We start from the raw sequence: 16632 nt of genomic DNA, 5'->3' as shown, positions 1-16632 counted from the left end.
TATGCTCGATAAAGAACAGCAACACCTGCTGCAATCCCTGCTGGAAAAACTCTCGCCGGAGCAGAAAATCTGGCTGGCCGGATATGTGCAAGGTCTGACCGGACGCCTGCCCGATGCGGCGGGCGCTTCTGTATCGTCCAACAAACCTGAAGTAAACATTTATTACGCAACGGAAACCGGAAACTCCAAGGCGCTGTCTCTTTCTCTGATGAAGGCTCTCAAAGGCGCAGGATTCAAGGCGAAAAACAACGCCGTCAACCGGATGAAAGTTACGGACATCCCCAGGGACGGGTTTTCAATTTTTCTGGCCAGCACTCACGGCGAAGGTGACCCGCCGGAAAGCGCGGTGAAGTTTTTTGAATCCGTGCGGGGCGCCGCGGACGGCAGCCTGTCCGGCCTGCAATTCGCTGCCTTGGGACTTGGAGACAAGAGCTATCAGATTTTCTGCGGAGCGGCGGTGGAACTGGAAAAGGAACTGATCCGTCTTGGCGGAAAGACGTTTCAGGAGATCGCGCTGTTCGATGTGGATTACGCGGCCCACACGCCGAAATGGGTTTCGCAGACTGTCGAGACCTTAAACAAAGTTGTCGGTGATACGGCGCAAGCCACGACTGCTTCTTTCGCCGAAGCGCCTACCATTCGCACCGGCAAGGGCTATACAAGGCTGGAGCCTGTTCCGGGACGGATCAAGCACATCGTCAACCTGAACGATATCGACTCCCGCAAACAGACCTACCATATCGAAATCGCCTATGATGATTCCGTGCCCTATAGCTGCGGCGATGCGGCGGGGATTATTCTCCCTCTGGACGCCGAGGGCAAAGAACAAACACCCCGGCTTTATTCGATTGCTTCCGCTCCCTCCATGCACGAGAACGAGGTGCACCTTACGGTTGCTCTATCGACATACAAAAAAGACGATGGCAGCACAGGTTACGGCATTTGCTCCAAATATCTCTCCGATATGAAAGAGGGAAATGAACTTCAATTCTATATTCATCAGAACCAGATGTTCCGCCTGCCGCCGGATGATACGGACATCATCATGATCGGTCCCGGCACAGGCGTTGCACCCTTCCGGTCCTTCGTTTACGAGCGGGCGGAGCGCAGCGCCTCAGGCCGCAACTGGCTGTTCTTCGGGGATCAGCACGCGCACTGCGATTTCCTGTATCAGGCGGAGTGGCAGGAGCATATCGCGACCGACACGCTGCATAGGATCGACCTCGCCTTCTCCCGCGACACCGACCATAAGGTTTACGTCCAGCATAAGATGAAGGAGCGCGCCAAGGAGTTGATGGAGTGGATCGAAGACGGAGCGCGGATTTACGTCTGCGGGGCTAAAGACCCGATGAGCCATGACGTCGAGAAAACCCTCATCGAGATCATCGCCTTGCAGAAATCTCTTTCCCCTGAAGCGGCGGCGGATTACCTTGCGGAGATGGCGGAAGCCGACCGTTACCTGAAGGACGTATACTGACATGAGCGACGAAATCAATTCGGATCCCCAAAAACTCTCCGCCGTCGAGGGGATGAAGAAATCCAGCCGCGGATTGCGCGGCGATCTGGCCGAGCAAATGGACAACTCTCTGACCGGAAACGTAACAGAGACGGGCAAGCAGCTGATTAAATTCCACGGCTCGTACGTTCAGGACGACCGCGACCGCCGCGCCGAGCGCGAGGAAAAAAAGCTGGAGTGGGCCTATTCCTATATGATCCGCCTGAGAATTCCCGCCGGAGATATCACAGCGGCGCAATGGGTCGGCTTGCAGGAATCCTGCGATCAAAACGCCAACGGTGTCATGAAAATCACCACCCGTCAGACGATCCAGTTCCACGGTGTCGTCAAGGCGCGGATGAGACCGACGATGAAGGATTTCGACGTTCTGGGGCTGGATGCGATAGCCGCCTGCGGGGATGTCAACCGCAACGTGATTTCCGGCTCCAACCCCGCGATTGCCCCCTATCATGCGGAGGCACACGAATACGCGACCGCGATCAGCGAAGCTTTGCTGCCCAAGACTGGTGCCTTCAAGGAAATATGGCTGGACGGCGAAAAGCTGGAGAGCGGCAAGGAGGCCGAACCGGACCCGCTTTACGAAAACCGTTACCTGCCCCGCAAGTTCAAGATCGCGGTCGCTATCCCCCCACATAACGATGTCGATGTCTATGTCCACGATATCGGCCTGATTGCTATCGGCAAAGGCAATCAGTTTGAGGGCTTTAACGTTTCCATCGGCGGCGGGCTGGGGGCAACGCACGGAAACCCGAAGACCTATCCACGCCTTGGGAACGTGATTGGTTTCGTACCAAAGGACAAGGCCGTCGAGACGTGCTGGCAGATTGCCGCCGTGCAGCGCGATTACGGCAACCGGGAGGACCGCTCTCTGGCGCGTTTAAAATACACGCTGGACCGGCTCGGGGTCGATTTCTTCAAGGGCGAACTGGAAAAACGCCTTGGTTTTACTCTGGCTCCGGCGCGACCCGTATCATTCACCCACCGGGGCGACCCTTACGGCTGGTTCGCCGATCATCAAGGCCAATGGTACAACACGGTGTTTGTCGATTGCGGGCGCGTGAAAGATGAGGACGGCTATAACATCAAATCGGCCTTGATGGAGATTGCCCAAGAAAATCTCTGCTCTTTGCGTTGCACAGCCAACCAGAACGTGATGCTGACCTACGTCGCGGAGAAGAATAAAGCCGCCATCGACGCCATCCTGAAGAAGCACGGCATCACGCAGGGGCATCATACCAAGACCAAGGAAGAGGCGATTGCCTGCGTCGCACTGCCCACCTGCCCGCTCGCGCTGGCGGAGGCGCAGAGATACCTGCCTGCGTTTGTGTCAAAGGTCGAGGATTTGCAGCGAAAGCACGGGCTGATCGAGGAAGCCATCACCACGCGGATCACGGGCTGCCCCAACGGGTGCGGTCGCCCCTATGTGGCCGAAATCGGCCTTGTGGGCAAGGGGCCGGGGCGCTACGTTCTGCGGCTCGGCGGCGATTATCAGGGCGAACGGCTCAACCGCGTCTATAAGGAAGAAGCGGATGAAGCGGAAATCCTGAGCGAGCTGGATATCCTGTTTGGTTCCTTTGTCAAAGACCGCAAGGGCAAAGAGACGTTTGGCGATTACGCGAACCGGACGTTGTTTAGCAAAGCCGCTTAATATCTGTTACATGAAACAAGGAAGCCCGCGCAATCTGAGGAATTAACGCCCCGTTAATCCAACTTTCCTATAATTAATGCTGCCGTCAGAACGCCAGATTGTAGGAATGGGTCGATGTTCAAAGAGCTGATAGATCAAGCAAAAACAAGGCTTTCCGGATATTTCGACCATGTCTCGAATGTGCTGCACGCGCCCGAGGAACTGGATGAGGCCGAGCAGGTCTATGAGGCCGCGCTGGAGGGCCGGATTATTTATCATGATATGACCGTCAAGCAGATCGACCCCGCATCGGCGGAAGGGCAGCAGGTCATCATGGCGGCACGGTTACGGCTGGATGAGGCTATGAAAGTCTATACCAGAACCTTCCCGGAAAAAGCGGCTCACCTCTCCACTCTTGGAGGAATAGAGCTCGGCAGAGAGATTTAATCGGCCGGAGCAGTCCCGACAATTTCCCGCGATTTTTCCAGCGCCTCTTCATAATTTTCCGCGTACAAAACCCCGTCCCCGAAATGCAGACGGTTCAAAAGACCTTTGGGCTGCGGCTGCAAAGCGGCGAAGATGACGATGGTTCCGGCGGCCTTGCATTTCTTGACCATATCCTCAAGCGCAGAAACGCCGGATGTATCCAGAAACGGCACGAGGCGCATCCGCACGATCAGGACTTTGGGCATCTGACCCATGCGGGTCAGAACGTCGATGAGCTCGCTGGAGACCCCGAAAAAGAACGGTCCGTTGATGCGGAACACTTCAACGTCCTTGGGCAGGCTCAGGCGCTGATCCTCCTCGTCGTTGCCCTTGCCGGCGGCAATCTCCACCGTCTTGCTCATCTGCATCATAAAGATCAGGCAGGCCAGCGTCACGCCCACACCGATGGCCACCGTGAGGTCCACGAGAACGGTGAGTAGGAAGGTCAGGATCATAACGGTTCGGTCCGTGCGCGAAAGCTTATAGATATGGATGAAGTGGCGGATCTCGCTCATGCCCCATGCCACGATGAAAAGAATTGCGGCCAGCGCGGCCATGGGGACGTATTTCATCACATCGCTGGCGGCCATCATGAACACCAGCAGGAAGACGGCGTGCATCATGCCCGCCACCGGGCTTTTTGCGCCGGAACGGATGTTCGTCGCGGTCCGCGCAATCGCGCCCGTTGCGGGCAAACCGCCGAAGAGGGCTGAGGCGACGTTGGCCACCCCCTGCCCTACCAGTTCCTGATTGGAGCGGTGCCTGTGGCCCGTCATGCCATCGGCAACGACGGCGGAGAGCAGCGCCTCGATCCCCGCCAGAAAAGCGATCGTGAAGGCGGAGGGGATTACATCTCGGAATTTCTCATAGCTGAACGCGGGAATCTCCGGCCACGGCAAGCCGGAGGGGATATGCGGGAAGCGCGAGCCTATGGTTTCAACCGGCAGATGGAAAAGGGTTACTACGACAGACGCCGCAACGACGGCGATGAGATAGCCCGGCAGTTTGGGTGCCTTCTTCCGAATGACGATAATAATGGCCAGAGCGAACAGGCCCACCGCCAGGGTCCAGAGGTTCAGAGTCCCCATATGCTCGAAATAGCTCAACCATTTCTCGATAAATTCTGCGGGCACCTCCTTGATGGTCAGGCCCAGAAAATCCTTCACCTGGCTGGAGGCGATAATCACCGCGATCCCGGCGGTAAAACCCGTGATCACGGGATAGGGCACATATTTGATCACCACGCCCAGACGCGCATACCCGCAGATAATCAGCATGATCCCGGCCATCAGTGTGGCCAGAAGCAACCCGTCATAGCCGTGCTGCGCGATGACGTTGAAAACGACGACGACGAACGCCCCGGTCGGGCCGCCAACCTGCACCCGCGACCCGCCGAGGAAGGAGATCAGGAACCCCGCGATGACCGCCGTCACCAGCCCCTTATCGGGGGAGGCGCCACTGGCGATCGCCAGCGCCATGGCGAGCGGCAGCGCGACAATGGCGACCGTAAGGCCCGCAAGCACGTCTGAACGGAAATCCGCCTTGCCGTAGCCGGACTTCAGCATAGAAAATATTTTAGGCGTGAATTGGGAGGAGATAAGCCCTGCCATGGTTTTCTCTGTTTTTAGGGGGTTTAGCCTTCTCCATCCATAGACCCCGCAAGCCTCCGCTTCAAGGGGGGCGATAAAAGATTTTCAGAGCGCATGGGCTTTGCTATGCTGCGCGCCGGACAGTCACTTTCACGTCATAAGGAAACACTATGCTCGGAATTATCGGCGGCAGCGGCCTTTACGCGCTCAAGGAACTCGAACTGCTCAGGGAACACGACTTTACTACGCCCTTCGGCAAGCCTTCCGCCCCGATCACCGAGGGCAAGGTCGGATCAAACACCGCGCTGTTCCTGCCCCGGCATGGGCGCAACCATGAATTTTTACCCTCGGAGGTTAATTACCGCGCCAATATCTACGCGCTTAAAAAGCTGGGCGCGCGGACGATCCTGAGCGTTTCGGCGTCGGGTTCGCTGAAGGAGGAGATTGCGCCCGGCGACCTCGTGCTGGTGGATCAGTATTTCGACCATACGCGCGGCAAGCGGGAGGCAAGCTTCTTCGGTAAGGGCGTAACCGCGCATATCTCGACGGCGGAACCCGCCTGCCCCGTTCTGGCGCAGGATGTTCTAAAGGCCGCGAAGGAACTCGGCATCAAGCTTCACTCCCGCAAGGCCTATGCCTGCGTGGAGGGGCCGCGGCTCGGCTCGAAGGTCGAAAGTCATTTCCTGCGCGGCGCGGCGGGGTGCGATGTCGTGGGCATGACCAACGTGCCGGAGGCGTTTCTGGCGCGGGAGGCGCAGATGGGCTACGTCACGCTGGCGATTGCCACGGATTACGATTGCTGGCGCGAAGACCCCGACGAGCACGTGAGCGTCGAGGCCGTGTTCAAGGTCTATTTCGAAAACATCGAGAAGATCAAGGCGCTGGTCGTACGCCTTTTGCAGAACGGGATCAGCGCCACGCCGGAGAACATCCGCACGGCGCTCAAGGGCGCGGTGATGACGCCGGACGAGCGTTTGACACCGGAGCAGAAGGAATGGCTGGGGGTTTTGAGGGGATAAATGGCTTTTGATATTGAGCAGCAACTTCGGAATGACCTGCAGAAGCTCTCCCGCTTGTGTTGTTGGGATGTTCAAAATTCTGAATATTCGTGGCTCAGTCTTAATTTTGGTACACCGCGCCTAGAAATTATCGAGCCAAAAGACACCGACTTTCTCGAGAGATTAGATTCTGCGCGGCTAAAACAAAAAAACTCTTTGCGTAGAGTTAGGGTTAGAGGTGATTTTTGGTTTTGGATAGATTGCTGTCATTGGGATATTATTTTTCGCGGGGAAAAGATGGCTGATAGAAACTCAAACAAGTCTATTATCCGTAAAGCAATAAATTTAATTGACGGACAAATCATAAAACGGTTTGAAATTTTTCCTGATCAAGTAAAGACAAATGTCTATTTCGATCTCGGCGGCGAAATTCATATGCGGCTTGAGGGAGAAAGTGAAGACCAACCTCTCTGGCATATCTTTAATGATATAGAGGACAATATCTACTCTTTTCGAGATAATGGGAAACTTGAGTATAGGAACTCGGCCTACAACATAGAGACCATTATCGTTGATCTATAAAATAAGTGTTTAAACGTCCAAGACGACATCTCACCCCTCTCCCTTTCGGGCTGCGCCCTCTTTCCCTCTTCCCTCCCGAGGGGAGGGGGATTAAGGGAGAGGGGTGTTTTGTTTTTGCGCTTTTTCCTGTTCCATCCTTGCCGCCTCCGCCCGCGCCCATACTAGGAGTTCCTGCGGGTTTTCCGGCTTGGGTGGATGTCGCATATCGAACTCTCCCAATTTAATTGCGTTCAACAGCAGGAGCGCTTTATCTCCTACAGTAGAGTCATCGTCAAATGGAATGACTGAAAAATGACACCAGAAAAAAACGCCGGATCGCTCCTTACTGTCGATCACGCTCAGCAAGTAGCGAATATCTTCCCGCCTCGGCCAACCCACAACAACGACTGAATCTGGCCCCTGAAGATCACGAGAGCAAAGCGTAAGGATATCTGCAGTTTTGAGCGTTGCAATCACTTCCTCAGCACTTAGCGTGACAAGTTCATGGTCATAGTATTCCGGCTCACCAGCTAGTGGAGTATGAAAAATAAGCTCCCCTGTCTTCATCACATTTGTCGCTTTTTTTATGATTTCATCCTTATCAGCAGGGTACTGATGAGTCATATAAGGCTTAAACTTTCCTTCAGTAATCGCTTTCAGCAAAAAGACAGCAGTAATTCCGACTGTTGATTCATAGTCGCGGACAGCGTTCAGATCGTCAAAATTGCTTATGGTCGATCCGGCGTATTGATTGCTTTCGGTGAGCATTAAAAGATAAGGGATATCCTCGGGTTTAGGCCATAAGGGGATATTTTTTGGAATAACCAGAATCGAGGTCTGTTGCATCATGGCGATATATTCCTTGGCGCTCATGCCTGTCAGTTCCTCCTTGCTGATGGAGCGGGCGCCGAGGATTCTCGGGTTATAGGACAGCCAGAAATAAAAGCCGAACAAGCCAACAATCGAAAGCAGGATCAGAAACAGGTGAATATTTTCGTCGGTTTCGATCAGCGATTTAACGAAGCTTTTTTTATCTTCCTTTTTCATTAGTCGTCCTCTTGTCCCTCTCCCCTCCCGAGGGGAGAGGGATTACGGGAGAGGGGTTCGCGCTTAACCTTTAAGCCGCCTCGTCCTGCGGCATCATTCCGGCGACGGAGGCTTCGAGGTCGCGGTAGTTTTTCGACCAGACCGCGAACATCTCCCGCCCGCCCTTGTCGGGGAAGATATCCGCCTCCCCGGCTTCCAAACCCTTGATGATCGCCGCCGCCGTGTCTTCGGGGCTGGTCTTTTCCATCTGGATGTCGCGGGCCATGTCGGTGTCGATGGGGCCGGGGCAGATGGCATGAACCGCAATCCCCCTGCCCGACAGTTCGATCCGCGCGCCCTGTGTGATGGAGAACAACGCCGCCTTTGAGGCGCAATAACCGCCGATAAAGGGGAAATTCACGAAGGAGGCAATCGAGCAGACATTGGCAATCGCCGCTGGCTTGTTTTTCTCCAGCGCCGGAAGGAAGGCGCGCATAGCCGCCAGTGTGCCGAAATAGTTTGTTTTCATGTCGCGCTCGACATCCTCGAATGGCCCGGTCAGGGCGCCGGAGGACGAGAGAACCCCGGCATTGTTAATCAGAACCTGGGTATCAGCCGCCTGTTTCGCGGCGGCTTCGCGCTGCGCCTTGTTATTGATATCCAGCGCGATCTTGACCACGCGCTTGTCGCCGAAATCGTCGATTTTCGCCGTATCGCGGGCGGCGGCGTAAATTTTCTTCGCGCCGCGGTCGAGGGCGGCCTTGACCAGCGCCTTGCCGATCCCGCGGTTCGCGCCTGTGATGAAGATAATCCGGTCTTTGATCTGGGTCATGTCAGAGCCTCCTGTTGCCTGTGGTACGGGTCAAAATAGCACAAAGCCTCGGGAAAAAGCACTCCAGTTTCTTGGCCGATCCTTTCGAGATTCGTTTTAGCCCAATCTGCCCACGAAATCCTCATAGAGGAAGCGCTTGACGATTTCAACTCTTCCGTCCTCATGCAGGAGGGCGAGGTCGGGCAGCGGGATGCCGTTGAAGGTCGTGTTCTTCACGAAGCTGTATTGCATCATATCGGTGAAGATTATTTTTTGCCCGATTTCCAGAGGCTTTTCAAATTTGTAGGTTCCTATCACGTCCCCGGTCATGCAGGTGTTGCCGCCGAGTATATAGGTGTTGGGCTCGTCTGCCTTTTCCTGCTCCACGATCTCCGCGCCGATGATTTCCGGCGTGTAAGGAACCTCCAGCACGTCGGGCATATGGGTGGAGGCGGACGCGTCGAGAATGGCGATTTTCTGCGCGTGGGGGATGATATCCAGCACGGTGGATACCAGATAGCCGCCGTTCAGGACGTGCGCTGCGCCGGGTTCGAGCGTCACCGTGCCCGTGAAATCCTGTTTGAGTTTTTTTAGCGCGGCGATGAGGCGCGGGATGTCGTAATTTTTATGTGTGTAGAAATGGCCGCCACCGAGGTTGATATGCCTGATTTTCGGCAGAGCGAAGGCGAATTGCGTTCGCACGTGTTCGATCAGTATTTCTGAATCCTCCGCGAGGTTTTCGCAAAGATTGTGAACGTGCAGAAGGTCAATCTGCGCCAGAATCTCCTCCGTCAGCTCCTCCTTCTGCACGCCGAAGCGGGAGCATGGGGCGGAGGGGTCATACAGGCTGCTGTTTTTAACCAGCGGCAGGCGCGGGTTGACGCGCAGGCCGATGACGGCGGCATTTCGTGTGGCGCGGACAAGGGGCGCGAATTTTTTAAGCTGGTGGATCGAGTTGAAATAGATGTGGGAGGAGTATTTCAGGATTTCTTTTAAAGTTTCCTCTGTATAGGCGGGGCTGTAGGTATGGACCTCCTTGCCCTCTTCTTCACTGCCGAAATGAGTGGCGCCGAGGCGGGCCTCGTAAAGGCCGCTGGCGGTCGTGCCGTCGAGTGTCTCGCGCATATAGGGGAACACGGCCGGCATGGCAAAGGCCTTGGTGGCGAGCAGGAGCTTTATTCCCGTTTGCGCCTTGATCCGCCGGGCCTTTTCCATGTTCGCGCTGATCGAAGCGATATTGCCGACATAGGCGGGTGTTGCGATGCTTTGAAGCGATTTCAGATTATTCATCTGTCGGCGCGGGCGCGGCAGGGGTTTCCGGCGTACAGGGCAAGGTATCAATTTCGGAGAACGGCATGGCGATCCATTGCGCTATGCCCAGAGCCTGCGTTGAAGTGTCCTGCTCGACCCGCACGGTAACCTTCTGAAGGCTGAGCCAGCTTTCGTTTTTGTTGGTGTAAGAGACCTCAAGAGGAAAATCGACCTGCCAGCCCTTTACGCCTTCGGCGTTAACGGCTTCCTTGACTTGGGCAGGACATTTGAGAACCGACGTCGCACTAAGATTACCCTTGCTGGCGACTTTAAAGAACATGGATTGCTCCAGCGCCTCATAAAAGGTCTGATAGCCCTTTTCGGTAAAGAACGGCTTATTGGCGGCCTTGCGCTCATCAAAATCGGTGAAACCGAAGTGCATAACCGTTACAGCGACCTTTTCGGCCCATGCTTTTACTTCCGCGTCAGAGGCTTGAGCGAAGGCCAGAGATGCGCCGCTCAGCAGGACCAGAATACTTATAAAAGAAAATAGCATTTTTTTCATGTCGTGTTCCTTTAGGGCTTACTTAAGCCGCCTTCTTGTCCTTACGGCGTTCGGTGAGTTCTCCGAGGCCCGCTTTTAGCTCCTTGACGTGCCAGGGCAAACCCTGTTTGGCGACCTCCGCCATGAAGGGATCGGGGTCGAGTTGTTCGACGTTCCAGACGCCCGGCTCCTTGCCCCATAAGCCCTTGGCCAGCATGATGGCGCCGGTCACTGGTGGGACGCCCGTGGTATAGGAGACGGCCTGCGCCTGAACTTCCTTGTGGGTTTGCGCGTGGTCGCACACGTTGTAAATCAGCACGGTTTTTTCCTTGCCGTTCTTGATGCCCGTCATGATGCAGCCGATGGAGGTCTTGCCCGTGTAATTCTCCGCCAGAGAAGATGGTTCGGGCAGGAGGGTTTTCAGGAACTGGATCGGCACGATCTCCACGCCGTTGTGTATCACGGGGTCGATGCGGGTCATACCGACATTTTGCAGCACCTCCATGTGCTTAATATATTCATCGCCGAAGGTCATCCAGAAACGGATGCGTTTGAGACCCCTGATGTTCTGAACAAGGCTTTCGAGTTCTTCATGGTAAAGTAGGTAGCTGGCCTTCTCGCCGACTTCGGGGTAGTCGATCATCTTGCGGAATTCCAGCGGCCCGGTTTCGATCCATTGACCGTTTTCCCAGTATTTGCCCTTCTGGGTGACTTCGCGCAGGTTGATCTCCGGGTTGAAGTTGGTGGCGAAGGCTTGCCCATGATTGCCGGCGTTGCAGTCGATAATGTCGATCTCGTGGATTTCATCGAAGAGATTTTTCTGAGCGTAGGCGCAGTAGATATTGGTCTGGCCGGGATCGAAGCCGCAACCGAGGATGGCGACGATGCCCGCCTTTTTGAATTTATCCTGATAGGCCCATTGCCAGTGGTATTCGAACTTGGCTTCGTCGATCGGTTCGTAATTGGCCGTGTCCATGTAGTTCACCTTCGTTTCAAGGCAGGCGTCCATGATCGCCAGATCCTGATAGGGAAGCGCCATGTTGATGACGAGGTCGGGTTTGATTTTTCTGATGAGGGCCACCGTCTCGGCAACGTTATCCGCGTCGAGTTTATAAATTTCGATATCCTGCTTGAAATACTTCTTACATTCTTTCTGGATTTTCTCGCACTTGGAGAGGGTGCGGCTGGCCAGATGGATGGATTTGAAAATATCGCGGTTCATCGCGCATTTCTTGGCCACGACATTTCCGGCGGCGCCGGCTCCGATGATGAGTACGTTCATGAACTAACCCCTTCCAGCGCCTGTCCGCTGACATTCAATGTTTTCAAGCTTTTTTCATAGCAAGAAGCCCCCCGGACAGCAATAAGTTTGTTCCCCTCCGGCGGTCTTTGATCGGGCGGACAATCAGAAGCCGCCGAGCTTGATCCTGAAGCGGTTGCGGAGCGCCAGACCGATGCAGAAAATGCAGATCAGGCTGAGGATTGCGTGCAGACCTGCGATTAGCATTACGAGGGGGATGAACTCAGCGGGAACCTCCGACCAAAACTGCCCGATCTGCGGGTTGACGCTTCCGACAAAAGGCAGGCTGTTTGAAACGGCAAAGGCCAGAGATGCGTTGAGCGTTTTGGCGCAGCCCAGATAAAATACGCCGAAGGCCAGAGAAAAGAACAGCCACCAGAAAAAGGGCCGGAACGCCGAACGCCCGGAGCCGAGCGCCCTATACCCTGCATAAAGCGGGCGGGCGCTTTTTTCGGTCTTATAGTGTTTTTCCACCTCCAGAAGTTTTTCATGGAAAATCTGGCGTTGCGGCAGATTATGGACCTTCTCCATCAGGCGGATCAGGGCCGCCCATGAAGAGGCGGAGATATGGAGGCGGTCTTCCTTCAGGTCGTTGCCGAACTCCGCCCCGTCGAAAAAGACCGTGTCGCATTGGAGTCCGCCGAAGCGTGGCGGTTCCTTGAACTTCGCCTCCTTGAAGTTGATCGCGACTTTCACGCTGGCGGCCCGGAAATCCGCGATTGTGAATTCGGTCTTTTTGAAAAAGGCGTGAGAAAAAGAGGCTTCCGAAAAATTGGCCCGCTCCTTAAAAACCGCCTGCGAAAAGTGGGACGGGCCCAGAAATTCTGCGGCGTGGAAATCCGCGCCCTTGAGGAAAACTGCGCCAGAAAAATCAACGTTCTCGGAAAATAAAGCTTTTGAAAAATCCGGGGTGCCGAGGAAAACAAAACCGGAGGCATCGAAGGGCTTGTTTATAATATTTCCCCTAAAGGAGGGCGTTTCCAGACTTGTCTCCGTTCCCTCCTTCTCGTGTTTGCGGAAGCGTTCGAGCCAGGCCAGATAGCGCCCCTCCTCCATCGGTTTGATCTCCGGCGCCGCCGTTTTTGGAACAGTCTGCTCCCCGTAATGGCGCAGCATAAAGCCGTTCCAGCTTTGCCGCCCCTCCCGCGCCAGAAGGAGCCAGGGATTCTGATCGGTTTCCCTGATCCGATGCTGTTTTTCCTGTTCGGTGAGTTCCTTGGTCATTTCCGGTCGCCTTGAAGAGTTTCACATTACAAACGGGCGGTGTAAAAGGCCATCTTTTTCCTGCGCTCTCTTGCTCCCCCCTCCCGAGGGAGAGGGATTAAGGGGGAGGGGCGTTGCGGGTTTGCGCTTTTTCCTGTTCCATCTTCGCGGCTTCTGCGCGTGCCCAAGCGATGATTTCGTCTTTGTCGTAAGGATAACCTTGCCAATACCCTTCAAATTTGCCCTTTTTTATTGCTTTTAAAAGGCGTACTGCGGCTGCACCTTGCGTTGTTCCATAGTCATATCCGAACATTCTTATTGAATCGCCAATCTCTTCAAACGATTTTGAATTTTCACATGAAGTTGTTCCAGAATATATGTAACTGTCAACACGGCTTAGTAGATATGGAATGTCTTTCTTGTGCGGCCAATCATACAAAACGTCCGAGACTGTTAGTTTAGAGGTCCAGAACATCATATTCATATATTCCTCTGCACTCATCTGGTGCAGGCCATCAGCCTTGATTTCTCGTAAAAACAGCTTTTCTCTATAGGGTGCAGAAAATAAATAACAGGCGCAGAAAAACGCCAGAAAAATGGCTATTTCATAAATCTTGAGCTGTTCTTTTCCGCTGCCAGACACCTAATCCCCCACGTTAAACGCGATGCCCTGCGCGAGGGGGAGTTTGTCGGAGTAGTTCACGGTCGAGGTGACGCGGCGCATATAAGCCTTCCATGAATCCGAGCCGCTTTCGCGGCCGCCGCCGGTTTCCTTTTCGCCGCCGAAGGCGCCGCCGATCTCGGCCCCGCTTGTACCGATATTCACGTTGGCTATGCCGCAATCGCTGCCCGCCTCCGCCGTGAACAGTTCCGCCTCGCGCAAATCATTGGTGAAGATGGAGGAGGATAGACCCTGCGGCACCGCGTTCTGGCGGGCGATGGCCTCTTTTAAATCCGTGTAGGAAAAGACGTAGAGAATCGGCGCGAAGGTTTCCTCATGGATATTGTCTACCTTGCCCTTCATTTCGACCAGCGCGGGATTCACATAGTAGGCGCCGGGGTATTTCTTCGCCAGAGCACGGCCGCCGCCCGTGATCTCGCCGCCGTTTTTCTTCGCGGTTTTGAGCGCCCTCTCCATATTTTCGAACGCTTGCTTATCGATCAGCGGGCCGACCAGCGTTCCGGCCTCCAGAGGGTTGCCGACGGCGAGCTTGCCGTAAGCCTTCTTCAGGCGTCCGACAAATTTCGCATAGATGGATTTATGCACGAAAATCCGGCGCGTGGTGGTGCAACGCTGCCCCGCCGTGCCGACCGCGCCGAAGACGATGCCCTGAAAGGCGAGGTCGAGGTCGGCGCTGGGGGCCACGATGATCGCGTTGTTGCCGCCAAGCTCCAGGATGCTGCGCCCGAAACGCTGCGCCACTTTCGGCCCGACGATGCGCCCCATCGCGCAGCTTCCGGTCGCGCTGATGACCGGGACGCGCCTGTCCTCCACCATGATTGCACCGATATCCGGCCCGCCGATGAGAAGCTGCGAGAGGCCGTCCGGCGCGTCCTTGCCGAAGCGCTTGCAGGCCTCAACGAAGAGCTTCTGGCAGGCCAGAGCGGAGACAGGCGTTTTTTCCGAGGGCTTCCAGATTATGCTGTCGCCGCAGACGAGCGCGAGGGCCGCGTTCCACGCCCAGACCGCAACGGGGAAATTAAAGGCGCTGATGATGCCCACGGGGCCGGCGGGGTGCCAGAGTTCGCGCATCTTGTGCGCGGGACGCTCGGAGGTGATGGTGAGGCCGTACAACTGGCGGCTCAACCCCACCGCGAAGTCGCAGATGTCGATCATCTCCTGTACCTCGCCGAGGCCTTCCTGAAATATCTTGCCGCATTCGAGGGTGACGAGCCTGCCCAGCGCCTCCTTGTTCTCGCGCAGGATTTCGCCGTAGAGGCGAACCAGTTCGCCGCGGCGGGGGGCCGGAACGCTGCGCCATACCTCGAACGCCTTGACGGATTGGGCGATGATTTTGTCCGCGTCCTTCGGGCTGTGGGTTTTGACGGAGGCGATGAGGGCGCCATCGATCGGCGAATGCACGGCCAGATCGCCGCCGCCGATGTCCTTTTTATCCAGTCCGAGGGCGGAGAAAATTTGCTGCGGTGCGGTCATGGCGGAACTCCTTGGATCAACGCGAAAGGTTTTGAAAATTGCGGGAATAGTTTATCATGGTCTTATCGGCCACTGAACAGTGAAACAGGACAAATCCGCCATGACCAAAAGCTTTGTCTCCCCCGATGACATCCGCGCCCGGTTTTCACGGGCGATGTCCGAGATGTACCGCAAGGAAGTACCCGCCTATGGCACGCTGCTGGAGCTGGTGCGGGATGTGAACGACCGGGTGCTGGCCGCCGATCCGGCGCTGCGGAAACAGCTTGAGGAGACGGACAATCTGGAGCGGATTTCAGAGGAGCGGCACGGGGCAATCCGACTGGGCAAGGCCTCAGAGCTGCAGATGATTGCCCGCGTGTTCGGGGTTATGGGGATGCAGCCTGTGGGGTATTACGATCTGACGCAAGCCAACGTGCCGGTGCATTCAACAGCCTTCCGCGCCGTGGAGGGGGGGAGCCTGTCGCGTTCGCCGTTCCGGGTGTTCTGTTCCCTGCTGCGGACGGAGCTGATCAAGGATCAGGGTTTGCGAGAGAAGGCGGAAGAGCTGCTGGCGGCGCGGGATATTTTCAGCGATCCGCTTCGATCTCTGGTCGAGAAGGCTGAAAAGGACGGCGGTTTGTCTGAGGCGGATGCGAGGCGTTTTATCACCGAAGCCACTAAGGTCTTCCAGTGGCATTCCGACGCCGCGCCGGGGGTTTCGAAAGAACTTTATATCCAGATGCGGGATGCTGACCCTAGGGTGGCGGATATCGTGTGCTTCAAGGGGCCGCATATCAACCACCTGACCCCGCGCACGCTGGAGATCGACACTATACAGGCCGATATGCCCAAGCGCGGGATGAACGCGAAGAATGTCGTGGAGGGGCCGCCCGGCTCCTGCCCGATTTTGCTGCGGCAAACGTCGTTCAGGGCGCTGACCGAGAAGGTCCGGTTTGCGGGTGAGGAAGGCGAACATACCGCCCGATTCGGGGAGATTGAGCAGCGCAGCGCCGCCCTGACGCCCAAGGGGCGGCAGCTTTACGATCAGCTTCTGGCCAGAGTGCTGGAAAACGTAAAGCCGAAGGCGGACGGGTCAAATGCTGCGGAATATAATGCTTTTCTGGATCAAACCTTCAGAGCTTTCCCCGCCGATCCCGCCGGGATGCGGCGCGAGGGGCTGGCGTACTTCCAGTATTACGTAACCGAAAAGGGCCGGAAGCATCAGGGACAGGCGCCCGCCTCTCTCGACGGGCTGGTCGAGTCGGACCTGGTGGCGTTTGCCCCCATCGTTTATGAGGACTTCCTGCCTGTGAGCGCGGCAGGGATTTTTGCCTCCAACGCCGCGACCAAGGACTGGAAGGACGATTTCGAACGTTCTTCGAAGGCCGATTTCGAGGCGGCGCTGGGGCACGAAGTGCTTGATCCCTTTGCCTTATATGCTGCGATCGAGAAAGCCTCTTTGACCAAAGTGGCCGCGGTTTTCGGACTTAAAAACCTGTCGGTTGCGGCCTGAGTGCCCCCCTCCTTCCCCCCTCCCGGACGGATAAAAATGCTCATAGTTCGGGTTTTATAAAAATGTTTGTTGA

The 16632-nt window shown here is 55.8% G+C and carries 15 protein-coding genes; 6 read left to right on the top strand and 9 right to left on the bottom strand.

Annotation, left to right across the window (positions count from 1 at the left end; translation table 11 throughout):
- Position 1: 1 nt before the first annotated feature.
- The 3 genes from IPN28_04395 (at position 2) to IPN28_04385 (ending at position 3590) form a co-directional block, all read left to right on the top strand.
- Positions 2 to 1477 carry a flavodoxin domain-containing protein gene (locus IPN28_04395; GenBank protein QQS58066.1) on the top strand — a complete coding sequence of 492 codons (1476 nt, stop codon included), beginning with the start codon at positions 2 to 4 and terminating at the stop codon, positions 1475 to 1477.
- A gap of 1 nt (position 1478) precedes the next feature.
- Entirely contained in the window at positions 1479 to 3164 is a 1686-nt protein-coding gene (locus IPN28_04390; protein QQS58065.1) for an NADPH-dependent assimilatory sulfite reductase hemoprotein subunit, read from the top strand.
- A 114-nt stretch (positions 3165 to 3278) separates the two neighbouring features.
- Positions 3279 to 3590 carry a hypothetical protein gene (locus IPN28_04385; GenBank protein QQS58064.1) on the top strand — a complete coding sequence of 104 codons (312 nt, stop codon included), beginning with the start codon at positions 3279 to 3281 and terminating at the stop codon, positions 3588 to 3590.
- Here the strand turns inward: IPN28_04385 and sulP are convergent.
- Entirely contained in the window at positions 3587 to 5239 is a 1653-nt protein-coding gene (gene sulP / locus IPN28_04380; protein QQS58063.1) for a sulfate permease, read from the bottom strand. The genes IPN28_04385 and sulP overlap by 4 nt on opposite strands.
- 149 nt (positions 5240 to 5388) lie before the next feature.
- On the opposite strand from sulP, the gene IPN28_04375 reads away from it, so the two are divergent.
- Together IPN28_04375 and IPN28_04370 are read left to right on the top strand one after the other, a co-directional pair.
- On the top strand, positions 5389 to 6237 hold the full coding sequence (locus tag IPN28_04375) for an MTAP family purine nucleoside phosphorylase (protein ID QQS58062.1): 849 nt from the start codon (positions 5389 to 5391) through the stop codon (positions 6235 to 6237).
- A complete protein-coding gene (locus tag IPN28_04370; protein ID QQS58061.1) occupies positions 6238 to 6798 on the top strand; it encodes a hypothetical protein in 561 nt (186 codons plus the stop codon). It abuts the gene before it with no gap.
- A 90-nt stretch (positions 6799 to 6888) separates the two neighbouring features.
- On the opposite strand, the gene IPN28_04365 is transcribed toward IPN28_04370, so the two are convergent.
- The 8 genes from IPN28_04365 to IPN28_04330 all read right to left on the bottom strand — a co-directional run bounded on the left by IPN28_04365 (position 6889) and on the right by IPN28_04330 (position 15067).
- On the bottom strand, positions 6889 to 7824 hold the full coding sequence (locus tag IPN28_04365; protein QQS58060.1) for a hypothetical protein: 936 nt from the start codon (positions 7822 to 7824) through the stop codon (positions 6889 to 6891).
- Positions 7825 to 7894: 70 nt separating this feature from the next.
- Positions 7895 to 8635 (bottom strand): SDR family oxidoreductase, encoded by a 741-nt coding sequence (locus IPN28_04360; protein ID QQS58059.1) that lies wholly within the window; start codon positions 8633 to 8635, stop codon positions 7895 to 7897.
- A 96-nt stretch (positions 8636 to 8731) separates the two neighbouring features.
- Entirely contained in the window at positions 8732 to 9904 is a 1173-nt protein-coding gene (locus tag IPN28_04355; GenBank protein ID QQS58058.1) for a carboxynorspermidine decarboxylase, read from the bottom strand.
- Entirely contained in the window at positions 9897 to 10430 is a 534-nt protein-coding gene (locus IPN28_04350; GenBank protein ID QQS58057.1) for a DotI/IcmL family type IV secretion protein, read from the bottom strand. Before IPN28_04350 ends, IPN28_04355 begins: the two co-directional genes overlap by 8 nt.
- Positions 10431 to 10452: 22 nt before the next feature.
- On the bottom strand, positions 10453 to 11691 hold the full coding sequence (locus tag IPN28_04345) for a saccharopine dehydrogenase family protein (GenBank protein QQS58056.1): 1239 nt from the start codon (positions 11689 to 11691) through the stop codon (positions 10453 to 10455).
- Between the two features lie 123 nt (positions 11692 to 11814).
- Complete coding sequence (locus tag IPN28_04340) at positions 11815 to 12933, bottom strand: pentapeptide repeat-containing protein (protein QQS58055.1); 1119 nt, start codon at positions 12931 to 12933, stop codon at positions 11815 to 11817.
- A 97-nt stretch (positions 12934 to 13030) separates the two neighbouring features.
- Entirely contained in the window at positions 13031 to 13555 is a 525-nt protein-coding gene (locus IPN28_04335; GenBank protein ID QQS58054.1) for a hypothetical protein, read from the bottom strand.
- Positions 13556 to 15067: an aldehyde dehydrogenase family protein gene (locus tag IPN28_04330; GenBank protein ID QQS58053.1), complete on the bottom strand. Its 1512-nt coding sequence runs from the start codon at positions 15065 to 15067 to the stop codon at positions 13556 to 13558.
- A 100-nt stretch (positions 15068 to 15167) separates the two neighbouring features.
- Between IPN28_04330 and IPN28_04325 the strand changes: the two genes are divergently transcribed.
- Entirely contained in the window at positions 15168 to 16559 is a 1392-nt protein-coding gene (locus tag IPN28_04325; GenBank protein QQS58052.1) for a VOC family protein, read from the top strand.
- Positions 16560 to 16632 lie beyond the last annotated feature (73 nt).

Source organism: Alphaproteobacteria bacterium (genome assembly GCA_016699735.1).
GTDB lineage: Bacteria > Pseudomonadota > Alphaproteobacteria > Micavibrionales > Micavibrionaceae > JAGNKE01.
The sequence above is the reverse complement of the archived record's forward strand: the minus strand, read 5'-3'. Positions and strand labels throughout refer to the sequence as shown.